General features: G+C 64.4%; 9 protein-coding genes and 1 pseudogene. 7 read left to right on the top strand and 3 right to left on the bottom strand.

Annotation, left to right across the window (positions count from 1 at the left end):
• The 5 genes from WAN02_RS28050 to WAN02_RS28070 all read left to right on the top strand — a co-directional run.
• A partial coding sequence (locus WAN02_RS28050) for an MCE family protein (protein ID WP_422268554.1) occupies nucleotides 1–1,337 on the top strand: 1,337 nt, incomplete at its 5' end.
• On the top strand, nucleotides 1,295–1,933 hold the full coding sequence (locus WAN02_RS28055) for a hypothetical protein (RefSeq protein WP_422268556.1): 639 nt from the start codon (nucleotides 1,295–1,297) through the stop codon (nucleotides 1,931–1,933). The genes WAN02_RS28050 and WAN02_RS28055, both read left to right, overlap by 43 nt.
• Nucleotides 1,930–2,562 (top strand): hypothetical protein, encoded by a 633-nt coding sequence (locus WAN02_RS28060; RefSeq protein WP_422268558.1) that lies wholly within the window; start codon nucleotides 1,930–1,932, stop codon nucleotides 2,560–2,562. The genes WAN02_RS28055 and WAN02_RS28060 overlap by 4 nt, the downstream gene beginning before the upstream one ends.
• 22 nt (nucleotides 2,563–2,584) lie before the next feature.
• Complete coding sequence (locus WAN02_RS28065; protein ID WP_422268560.1) at nucleotides 2,585–3,487, top strand: alpha/beta hydrolase-fold protein; 903 nt, start codon at nucleotides 2,585–2,587, stop codon at nucleotides 3,485–3,487.
• Nucleotides 3,488–3,509: 22 nt separating this feature from the next.
• Nucleotides 3,510–4,031 carry a CAP domain-containing protein gene (locus tag WAN02_RS28070; protein WP_422268562.1) on the top strand — a complete coding sequence of 174 codons (522 nt, stop codon included), beginning with the start codon at nucleotides 3,510–3,512 and terminating at the stop codon, nucleotides 4,029–4,031.
• Between the two features lie 198 nt (nucleotides 4,032–4,229).
• Here WAN02_RS28070 and WAN02_RS28075 read toward each other — a convergent pair.
• Both WAN02_RS28075 and WAN02_RS28080 read right to left on the bottom strand, forming a co-directional pair.
• A pseudogene (locus WAN02_RS28075) lies at nucleotides 4,230–4,364 on the bottom strand (hypothetical protein); the annotation flags it as partial.
• A gap of 156 nt (nucleotides 4,365–4,520) precedes the next feature.
• A complete protein-coding gene (locus tag WAN02_RS28080; RefSeq protein WP_422268564.1) occupies nucleotides 4,521–6,485 on the bottom strand; it encodes an acyl-CoA dehydrogenase in 1,965 nt (654 codons plus the stop codon).
• A 155-nt stretch (nucleotides 6,486–6,640) separates the two neighbouring features.
• On the opposite strand from WAN02_RS28080, the gene WAN02_RS28085 reads away from it, so the two are divergent.
• Both WAN02_RS28085 and WAN02_RS28090 read left to right on the top strand, forming a co-directional pair.
• Entirely contained in the window at nucleotides 6,641–8,143 is a 1,503-nt protein-coding gene (locus WAN02_RS28085) for a CHAD domain-containing protein (RefSeq protein ID WP_422268566.1), read from the top strand.
• On the top strand, nucleotides 8,143–8,880 hold the full coding sequence (locus tag WAN02_RS28090) for a ParA family protein (RefSeq protein WP_422268568.1): 738 nt from the start codon (nucleotides 8,143–8,145) through the stop codon (nucleotides 8,878–8,880). Before WAN02_RS28085 ends, WAN02_RS28090 begins: the two co-directional genes overlap by 1 nt.
• Here WAN02_RS28090 and WAN02_RS28095 read toward each other — a convergent pair.
• Nucleotides 8,844–10,792: ATP-binding cassette domain-containing protein (locus tag WAN02_RS28095; protein WP_422268570.1), on the bottom strand; the 1,949-nt coding region annotated here is incomplete at its 5' end. The two genes, WAN02_RS28090 and WAN02_RS28095, sit on opposite strands and share 37 nt — an antisense overlap.

Here is a 10,792-nt window from a genome sequence, read left to right on the forward strand (position 1 = left end):
GTTTGTATCAGACGTCGGTGGTGAACTATCGCGGGAGCGAGGTCGGCAGCGTCAAGTCGGTCGACGTGACCCAGAACGGGGTGCGCGCCATCCTTTCGCTGAAATCCGACATCGCGATTCCCTCCGACGTGACGGCCGCGGTGCACAGCCGCTCGGCCGTCGGCGAGCAGTTCCTGGAACTCACACCGCATTCCGGTCACGGCACTGACACCGGCCCGAAATTGCGCGACGGCGATGTGATCGCGGTCGGCAAGACACAGATCCCCGTCGACATCGGCTCGCTGCTGGACACAACCAATAAGGCGCTTGCGGCGATCCCGCAGGACAACCTGCACACCGTCGTCGATGAAGCCTCGAAGGCAGTCGCGGGTCTGGGGCCGGAACTGTCCCGGCTCGTCGACGGTGGCACCGCGTTGGCGATCGACGCCGGTAAGACCTCCGACTCGTTCTCCCGGCTGATCGACGAGTTTCCCCCGGTAGCCAGCTCCCAGGTGCGAACGTCGGATTCGATCGCGACGTGGGCGCGGCGGGTCAACGCCATCACCAGTCAGGTGAAGGCACAAGACGATAGGTTCGCCGACCTGCTCAACACCGCCGGTCCGGCGCTCGACGAAAGCACCGCGCTGTTCGACCGGTTGGCGCCGACGTTGCCGGTGCTGCTCGCCAACTTGGTCAGTCTGGGCACGATCGCGCTGAACTACCGAAACGACCTCGAGCAGCTGTTGGTCATGTTCCCGCAGGGGACCGCGGTGATGTCGTCGATCATCGTGCCGGACCGAGTAGCCAAGATGGACTACAAAGGCATCTATCTCGACTTCAATTTGAACCTGAACTCGCCGCCGCCATGCAACGCCGGGTTCCTGCCGGTGCAGCAGCAGCGAATCCCCGTGCGCGAGGACTATCCCGACCGCACCAACGGCGAGTTGTACTGCCGTATCCCGCAGAACTCCGACATGAACGTCCGCGGCGTTCGTAACGTTCCCTGCGAGACCAAGCCGGGCAAGCGTGCACCGACCGTTGAGATGTGCGAAAGCGACGAGCAGTACGTCCCGCTGAACGACGGTCTGTTCTGGAAGGGTGATCCGAACGCGACGTTGAGCGGCCAGAGTGTGCCGCAGTACCCGAAGGGCGGGCCACCGTATTCGCCGGGCGAGCACTGGCACCCCCCGGTTGATCCGGCGGCGCCGAAACCGGCGCTCGCAATTCCCTATGACCCGGCGACCGGAAATTATGTGGGGCCGGACGGCCGCGCCTACAGCGAGTCCGACTTGGCCGTTACTTCGAAAGGTAAGACATGGCAGAGCATGATGGTGCCGCCGCGCAAGCCGAATCCGTAGATGCCGAATCCCTAATCGGCACAGACCAAGTCGACGTCGAAAGCACTGCTGAGGACATCGACGCCGAAGATGACGCCGACCACGACACCAAGAGGCGGGTGCCGAGCTGGGTTTCGAGCATTCCCAGACCGATCACCGTCGGAATCGCCATCATCGTGGCTTTGCTCGGCCTGGGAGGCTGGCTGGGATTCCACATCCACCAAGACAATCAGGTGCAGTCGCAGCGCAACCTGTATGTGCAAGTCGCGCGGCAGACCGCGATCAACTTGACCTCGATCAACTACACCGAGGTCGATGCCGACATCAAGCGGGTCCTGGATTCGGCTACCGGCGCCTTCCACGACGAATTCCAGAACCGCTCCCAACCATTCGTCGAAGTCGTCAAGAAGGTTCAGTCCAGATCGGAGGGCACCATCTCCGAAGCAGGTCTGCTGTCTTATGCGAAGAACCAGGCGCAAGTGCTTGTCGCGGTTGCGGTGAAGACGTCGATGGCCGGGGCCCCGCCAGACCAGGAGCCGCGCAGATGGCGGATGCGTCTCACCGTTGACAAGACAGGAGATGGCGCCAAGGTGTCGAATGTGGAGTTCGTACCGTGAGTAGCCGAACCGCATTAGCGGCGCAGGAGGATGACTCCGCGATGTCCGATGACACCGACCCCGTCGCCGACGAGGCGGACCTGCTCGACCCCGAAGAAGTAGAAGGCGAAGACGACTCGGCGGAAGCGCCGGTCCAGCGAAGCAGGCGCTTCTCCTGGACACGTCTGCTGGTTGCGGGACTGCCGGTGCTGGCGTTGATTCTCGCCCTCGGGGTCGGTTATCTGAAATGGCTCGACGGCACGGCGCGGGAATCGCACGCGGCCGCAGAGGCATCGGTGCGGGCGGCCTCCGAGAGCACTGTTGCGATCCTGTCGTACAAGCCCGAAACCGTGGACCGCGATTTGAAGGCTGCCGCAGACCGTCTCTCCGAGCCCTTCCGCCGGCAATACACGCAGCTCGTGAATGACGTCGTCGCGCCCGGAGCCAAACAGCAGCACATTACGGCGGTGGCCACCGTGCCCGCGGCGGCGTCGGTACTGGCGACCGGAAAGCACGCGGTGGTACTGGTTTTCGTCGACCAGACCACCACCATCGGCACCGATGCGCCGACGCAGAGCACGTCGAGTGTGCGCGTCAGTCTCGAGAAGATCGACGGTCGATGGCTCATCTCGCAGTTCGACCCCGTGTGAGCGATGGACAAGTGAGGCAGGGATGAAACGTGTGTCGACGGGTTTCCGGCGACTTTCGGCTATCGCGCTGGCAATCGGATGCGTTGCAGCAAGCCCGATTTCAGGCGCAACGGGCACCACGAAGGCGGCCGGCTTCGAGAGTCTGTTGGTGCCGTCACCATCGATGGGCCGGGACATCCCGGTGGCCTTCCTGGCCGGCGGCCCGCACGCCGCATATCTCTTGGACGGGTTCAACGCGGGACCAGATGTGAGTAACTGGGTGACGGCGGGTAACGGATTCAACACCCTTGCCGGCAAGGGTATTTCGGTAGTGGCGCCGGCAGGTGGCGCCTACAGCATGTACACCAACTGGGAGCAGGACGGCAGCAAGCAGTGGGAGACCTTCCTGTCCAGCGAGTTGCCGGATTGGCTGGCCGCCAACAAGGGCTTGGCTCCGGGCGGACATGGTGTAGTCGGTGTCTCCCAAGGCGGTTACGCGGCGGCAGCGCTGGTCACGTTCCATCCTGATCGGTTCCGCTATGCCGGGTCGTTCTCGGGATTCCTCACCCCTGAACGCACCGGTGTGGACGGGACCATCACCGCGGCGCTCAGACAGGGCGGAGCCAATACCGATCACATGTGGGGGCTGCCGCAGCTGGGTCGCTGGAAGTGGCATTCGCCCAATCAGCACATCCAGCAACTGGTGGACAACGATGCGCGGCTTTGGATTTACAGCCCGGGCAGTGGTGCGCCGACCGACCAGGGGGCGATGGCCGGTTACGGCGATGTCTCACAAGGCACCAACGCGCAGTTCTATTCCCACTATCGAGATGTCGGCGGTAAGAACGGCCACTTCGACCTGGGCCGTGGCGGCGGCAACGACTGGCCGACGTGGGGACACCAGCTCGGTGCAATGTCCGGCGACCTCGCCGCGAACATCCGCTAGCGATGCGACGAGATGAGATGACATGACCGACAAGCGCATTCGCCAACGCGTACAGCTCATCTCGACACTGTTGGCGGTGGGCACCGCGCTCATTGCCGCCAGCGTGATCAGCGTTGCATCGGCCGCTCCCGGGGTTCCCGGCAACAACGACCGGCTCAACAACGGCATCGTGGTCAATGTCGACACCATCAAGAGGCAGGCCGGCTGCAACACCAACCTGAAGATCAACCCGCAGCTGCAGGCCGCTGCGCAGCGCCACACGGTCGATGTGCTCAACAATCGCGGGCTGGATGCTGACATCGGGTCCGACGGATCGTCGGTGGCCGACCGTGCCCGCGGCGCCGGCTACAACGGCACCGTCGCCGAGACCGTGGCGATCAACCAGTCGCTGAGCATCAATGACCTTGATGTCATGGGTAATTGGTACTACCGCCCCGACTACATGGCGATCATGTCGAATTGCGCCAACACTCAGATCGGCGTGTGGTCCGAGAACAGTTTCGACCGCAGCGTACTTGTCGCCGTGTACGGGCAACCCGGATGAAGGGGGCATCAACGCTGCCGGCGCACGCCGTTCCGGCTTCCGACATCGAGTTCATCTACGACATGCCCAACGACGAGTACTCAAGCAATTATCATCTCGAACGCAGTGAACATCTACTGCCCGGCCCAGCTGTGCCAGTTGCGCAACTCGGCCGGCGGATACGTGCCGCCGCCGCAGTGACTCAGCAGCGAAGCTGAACTATCCGCCGGTGTCGGCGTTACCCAAATCGGGTACGTAGGCCGGCGGCGGGTAGACACCCCGGAGGAGCCAGGCGTACGACGCGATGCCGTATTGCAGCTCGTCGCTGCCGTCATAGTCCGGGTTCGGATCCATCTGACTGACCCTCCGTCGCTGATCCTCGTCAAGATGGTCAAGCCTATCGCGCTGGTGTGCCGGCCAGCCGGTCAAACCGGCAGTGGGTCGAGGTCCTCGCTTGACTTGCCCTGAATTTAACTATCGACGTGAGTCTTGCCGCGGGCGGGAAACTCGTCACCCGTGGTGCAGTGCCGAATCAGAATCAGTAGTCGGCTGGGGCAGGTTCTCGGGGTGCAGCATCTCGGCGTATCGCAGCGGCTCGGGGATGCCGAACCCGTCGACCAGGGTTCGCGCGTAGGGGCGTAACAGCCGGCACCGGTCGTTGATGCCGCGGGTGACTGCCTTGGCGCGCTCGGTGGACAGGTATCGGTGCTCGACATACCAGGCCTTGTCGTCCTCGATCACCGTGAGCGCGTAGAGGTCGCAGACGAGCTCGAGTATCTCACGCGCCTCGTCGTCTTCGCAGGCGTCGATCCCGGCCACGAACGCCTCCAGCACCACTCGGTCGATGTGTGCTTTCGCGGCGTGCAGTACGTGGTCCTGTACGGAGTTGAACGCATCGAACGCCGACATCTCTTTCGACTTGGCCTGCAGCCGACGCGCGACCGAGGCAATCATGTATTCCTCGCGGTCCTCGAACATCTGCACTTGGGTGCCGCGGTTGAACAGGCTGCCTTCTTCTTCGTTGTCCTGTCGGGCATCGATGATTCTTTGCATAATCGTCTCGGCCGCAGTGCGTTTCAGCACCCGTTCGCCGGCGAAGTTGGCGGCGAACCGCACCCATTCCACCGGGCTCATGCCCTTGATGTCGTCGGCGTAGGCGGTCAGCAGCTCCTTGGCGACCAGCTGAGTCAGCACGTGGTTGTCACCCTCGAAGGTGGTGAACACGTCGGTGTCGGCACGTAGCGCGATCAACCGGTTATCGGCCATGTAGCCCGCGCCGCCGCAGGCTTCGCGGGCCTCCTGTATGGCGGTGGACGCGTGCCAAGTGTTCGCGGCTTTCAGGCCGGCGGCCCGCGACTCCAGCTCCCGCTGCTCCTCGGCATCGGGGGAGTCGGCCGTCTGCAGGTCGTGGCACTTGGCCACCAGCTCGTTCTGGGCGAACTGCAACGCATACGACTTCGCGATCAACGGGAACAACCGGCGCTGATGCACCAGGTAGTCCATGATCAGCACTTCGCCGTCGTCGTCGGGTGCGCTGAACTGCCTGCGCTGCAAGGCATATCGGGTCGTGATGTCCAGCGCCACCCGCGCCGCGTTGCCGGCGCTGCCGCCGACCGTGATCCGGCCGCGGATCAGCGTGCCGATCATCGTGAAGAACCGCCGGTTGGGGTTCTCGATCGGTGAGTTGTAGGTGCCGTCAGCCTCCACGTCGCCGTACTTGTTCAGCAGGTTCACCCGCGGAACACGGACGTGGTCGAAGACGATGCGGCCGTTGTCGACGCCCGGCAGTCCGCCTTTGTACTGACAATCCGATGTCGTGACGCCGGGAAGATCATTGCCCTCGGCGTCGCGGATCGGCACGAGTACGCAATGCACCCCGTGGTTGACTTGTTCGCCGTTCTCGGTGGTGATGAGTTGCGCGAATACCGCTGCGATGGTCGCGGTTTCGGCGGCGCCGCCGATGTAGTCCTTGCGGGCGTTCGGCGTCTCCGAGTGGATCACGAACTCCTCGGTGGCGGCGTCGTAGGTCGCCGACGTCTCGAGTGATTGGACGTCGCTGCCGTGTCCGGTCTCGGTCATCGCGAAACAGCCGCGCAGCTCGAGGTTGATGATCTTCTTCACGTACGCCTCGTGGTGGCGTTCGGTGCCCAGGTTCTCCACTGCGCCGCCGAACAGGCCCCACTGCACGCCCGCCTTGACCATCAGGGACAGATCCGACATCGCGAGCATCTCGATCATCGTGACCGCCGCCCCGACATTGCCGTTGCCGCCGTGTTCTTTGCGGAAGCCGTCGTCGGCTGCGCCCGCGGCGGCCATGATGCTCAACTGCTCGGCCACTTTGGTACGGGCGATCACCGTGTTCGGTGTGTAGTGCGGGCGGAAGATCTCATCGGTCAGCCGCTCACGCATCTGGTTCTTCACATCGCGCCAACGTCCGTCCAGCGAGTTGCGCAGATGTTCCGCAGTAGTGGTCATACCCGACGTTAACCGATCAGGATCAGCTGCCGGACGAACCTCCGGCAGGTCAGCCGACATTCGACGGCTCGGACACCAAGTTGAACGTTCCGTTAACCAAAGGTGTCTATAGTCTGCTCCGCGGCCACCCGCAAGTGGCCAATGGAAGGTGTGACATGGAAAGGACTACCCGCGCTTTCAGCAAGGAGGGCGCGGTTGAGATGGCGGTCGTCGCCGCGGCCTTGCAGCCCCGGTTCGCCGTGGTCGCCGGACCGGAGCAGACGGTCTCCCGCACCTGGGTGGATACCTTTGATTGGCGGCTGCACTCCGCGGGGATTTCGCTGGAGTACGTCGATGGTGGGCCGCTGATCCTGCAGTTGCCCGATGGATCCCGGCTTCAGGCCCCGCTGGCCGGACTGAAATGGCCAGCTCAGGTGCATGATCTGCCCGCCGGGCCGCTCCGCGATTCGCTCGCACCGATCATTGCTCCGCGTGCGCTGGTACCGGTTGTCACCGTGCATTGCGCCGCCCAGGAAAGCCGCGTGCTCAATGCCGATGACAAGACCGTTGCCCGGCTGCTGACCGAAAGCGTCGACGACGGCACCAGTCAACTGCGGATCCAGCCGCTACGCGGCTACGACGCCGCCGGTGACCGGATCACGAGTCTGCTGGCCCGCGTGGACGGGCTCACCGCGGTGACGACGACGCCATACGACCTCGCTTTGATCCACGCGAGCCGCGGCCCCGTCAACGGAGACGGCAGCACGCCGCAGCTGCGGGCCGAAACGCCTGCGGCGGTGGCGGTTGCGGAGATGCTGGCGGGGTTTGCGGCGGCCATCGAGGAGAATGTGCCGGGCACCATCGCGTCGATCGACATCGAATTCCTGCACGATCTACGGGTTGCCGTGCGTCGGACTCGTTCGATTCTCAAGCTCGCCGGCGACGTACTGCCCGAGAACCTGGCCGAGCGGTTCCAGCCGGAATTCAAATGGCTGGGTGATCTGACGACGCCGGTCCGCGACCTCGATGTGTACTTGCTCGAGTTCGACACCATGACTGCTCGACTCACGTCGGCAGCTCCACACGACCTCGACCCGTTCCATTCGTTTCTGGTGCGGCACCGCGCTGCCGAACGGCGGCGCCTGGTGCGCGGACTGCGATCACGGCGTTTCGAGCAGCTGATGGCCGATTGGCGCGAGGCGCTGGCCCAGGTGAGCGCCGACGCCGAGGGCGGCCCGACGGTCGCGATGTTGGCGCGTCAGCGCATCACGCGGGCGTACCAGAACGCGGTGCGGCGCGGTAAACGAATCACCGAGGAATCGCCGAGCGACGACGTGCATGCACTGCGCAAGCGGTGCAAGGAGCTGCGCTACCTGCTGGAGGTGTTCCGGCCGCTGTGCGCCAAGACGGCACATCGTCGGTTGCTCAAAGAGCTCAAGTCGCTGCAGGACACCCTCGGCGATTTTCAGGACGGCGAGGTGCAGCGCGAAGCTGTCCGCGAATTCGCCGCGGCGATGATGGAGCAGGGGGCGGCACCGCCGGAGACGGTGTTGGCGATGGGGGAGATGGCTGCCCAACTCGACACCCATCAGCTGGACGCGCGGGCCGCGCTGGCCGGCCGGCTGCAACCGTTTCTGGCGGACGAAAACCGGGCCCTGGTGAAAGCACTCGTGCGCTGATGAAGATCTACGCGACGTACAACATCAAAGGCGGTGTGGGCAAGACATCGACGGCGGTAAACCTGGCGCACCTTGCTGCGCAAGGCGGTTACAACGTATTGCTGTGGGACCTCGACCCGCAGGGCGCGGCGACCTACATGTTCCGGGTTCGGCCCAAAGTCAAGGGCGGCGGCCGGGCTCTCGTCGACGGCTCGCGAACCCTCGACGATGCGATCAAGGCGACCGATTTCGACGGACTTGATTTGCTGCCAGCCGATTTCAGCTACCGCAATATGGATGTACAGCTCGACGACATGAAGCGGCCGACGCGACGGATCCGTCAGCTGTTGCGACCGATGGAAGGTCAGTACGACATCGTCTTCCTCGACTGTCCACCCAGCATTTCGTTGTTGTCCGAAAACGTCCTGCACGCCGTCGATACCTTGCTGGTGCCGATGATCCCGGCAACGTTGTCGGTTCGCACGTTCGATCAATTGACAAATTTCGTCAGCGATTTCGACGGCCGCCAGCCACAGGTGCAGGCGTTCTTCTCGATGGTGGACCGGCGCAAGCGGTTGCACTGCGACCTGGTGCAACAACTGTCCACCGAACGAGAGGGAATCCTGACGACCGCGATTCCGGCGTTGTCGATCATCGAGCAGATGGCCGAACATCGAGGGCCGGTGACGGCTTTCGCGCCGCACAGCGCGGCGTCACATTGCTATAGAGCGTTGTGGTCGGAGATCAACGGGAGTTGATGCCGGCGCGACGGCCGCCGCAATCGCCAGCGCAGCGCGGCGGTTGCGACAACGCCGAGGCCGATCAGGGCGCACATGTCGAGCAGCCACTGGCCGGACGAGTGCTTCCATGAGTCATCGGCCTCGGCAAGCGGATTGACCGCGTGTACGTCGACGGTGGCAGCCGCGGCGGCGAAACCCCATCGCGACGGCACCAGCCAGGCGATCTGCTCCAGCGGAAACCGGCCGGATATCGGGAACAGCGCTCCAGCGAACACCATCGAGATCAGAACGATCAGCACGGCTGTCAGCAGGATCTGCTCCGAGTAGGTCGCAAGAAATGAGACGGAAAGCGCGACCATCGCCGAGACGATGGCGGTGACGGCCAGCGCGATGAACAACTCGACGGTCGCCCCGAGCTTGCCGTGGCCGAGTAAAGCGCCGCCGTGGGCGGGTGCTCCTGTGCCGACGGTCGCGACGATGGTGATGACGGCGGTCTGGACGATGGCGGTGAGGCTGTAGACGATGACCTTGCCGGCCAGAAATGCCGACGCGGACAGACCGTGCGCTTGTTCGCGCCGATAGATGCGCTGCTCGCCGAACAGGTCGCGGATACCCAGCGCCGTACCCATCAGGACGGCGCCGACGGCGAGCACCGCGAGGATCTCGACGGCCTGGTCGGGGCTGCTGCCGTACCGACTCGCAGGGCCAAGGCCGGCGTCCCCGGGCACCAGCAGCGAGATCGCGCCGATAAGCAGCGGCAGGATGGTCAGGAAGATGAAATAGCGCAGATCGGCCGCCATCAACCAGGCCTGTCGTCGAGCTGAGATGATGCTCTGGCGCAACAGGCTTGGGAGCGGCGGCGGAGCGGGGTGCTCGACGGACTCCAGTGGCTCCGGCTCCGCGGCCGGTGCATCTTGTTGGCGGGCCAGGTACTCGTCGTGTGCGCCGTATGGATCTGAGCGGACACGCTTGAGGATTACCGCCCAGTCGGTCGAGCCCAGCTGCGTGCCGATCTGCGAAGGTGCCCCGGCGAACACCGGTATGCCCGTCGGCGTCAGCACCAACACCCGGTCGCACGCGTCGAGGTTGCTGGGCGCGGTCGTCGCCACCACGACGACACGGCCCTCGTCGGCGAGTCGCCGCAGCGTTTCTGACATCTCTTGTTCCGCTGCGGAATCGAGATCGACAGTCGGCTCGTCGAATACCAGCAGCGACGGTTCGGTCAGCAATTCCACCGCCAGCGATGCGCGCTTTCGCTGTTCAACCGTCAGCTTGCCTGCCTTGACGGTGCGTAGCGAGCTCAGCCCCATCTTCTCGAGTGCCGAGCGCACCACTTCGCGGCGGCGATCAGCGGAAGTGCCTGGTGGCAAACGCAATTCGGCGGCATAACGCAACGCTTGCTCGAGGGTTAGTTGCGGATGCAGCAGATCGTGATGCGGCACCAGTCCGACATGCGGTCGCACGTCATCTGCGGCGACATCGTGACCGTCGAAATCGACTGTGCCGCCGCTTGGTTGGATCGCGCCGCCCAGTACGTCGACCAGAGCGGACGTGCTCGCTTCCGAAAGCCCGACGACTGCGGTCACCGTGCCCGGCGATGCGGTGAAGGACAGATCTGCCAGCGCCTGCTCACCGTCGACGCTCAGCCGCACCCGACGCGCCTGCAGCGCACCGGTGATGCTCACCCGTTCCGTCGACGGCGACGGGATCTCCTCCTGCGCGGGCTGCTGCAGCTGAGTGGTCGGTGCGGGCTCGTGCGGCCGGGGCTGCGGCCGTCGCGGCAGCAGCTTTTGCAACGCACCGGTGAGCCGGGCGGTGACCACCGTCCGCCTCGGCACAGGCGGAGGGACGGCCGCCGGCAAATCCGGCTCAGGCTGCTGCGGCGGTGGCGGAGGTGGCGGTTCCTGCGCAACGGGCGGCGGTGGCGGAG

The sequence above is a fragment of the Mycobacterium sp. genome, from assembly GCF_049281135.1.
Lineage (GTDB): Bacteria > Actinomycetota > Actinomycetes > Mycobacteriales > Mycobacteriaceae > Mycobacterium.

Excerpts from the sequence above, each read along its gene's own strand:
- WAN02_RS28085 (WP_422268566.1), top strand. The coding sequence starts at position 6,641 with ATGGAAAGGACTACCCGCGCTTTCAGCAAGGAGGGCGCGGTTGAGATG.
- WAN02_RS28090 (WP_422268568.1), top strand. The coding sequence starts at position 8,143 with ATGAAGATCTACGCGACGTACAACATCAAAGGCGGTGTGGGCAAGACA.
- WAN02_RS28055 (WP_422268556.1), top strand. The coding sequence starts at position 1,295 with ATGGCAGAGCATGATGGTGCCGCCGCGCAAGCCGAATCCGTAGATGCC.
- WAN02_RS28065 (WP_422268560.1), top strand. The coding sequence starts at position 2,585 with ATGAAACGTGTGTCGACGGGTTTCCGGCGACTTTCGGCTATCGCGCTG.
- WAN02_RS28070 (WP_422268562.1), top strand. The coding sequence starts at position 3,510 with ATGACCGACAAGCGCATTCGCCAACGCGTACAGCTCATCTCGACACTG.
- WAN02_RS28080 (WP_422268564.1), bottom strand. The coding sequence starts at position 6,485 with ATGACCACTACTGCGGAACATCTGCGCAACTCGCTGGACGGACGTTGG.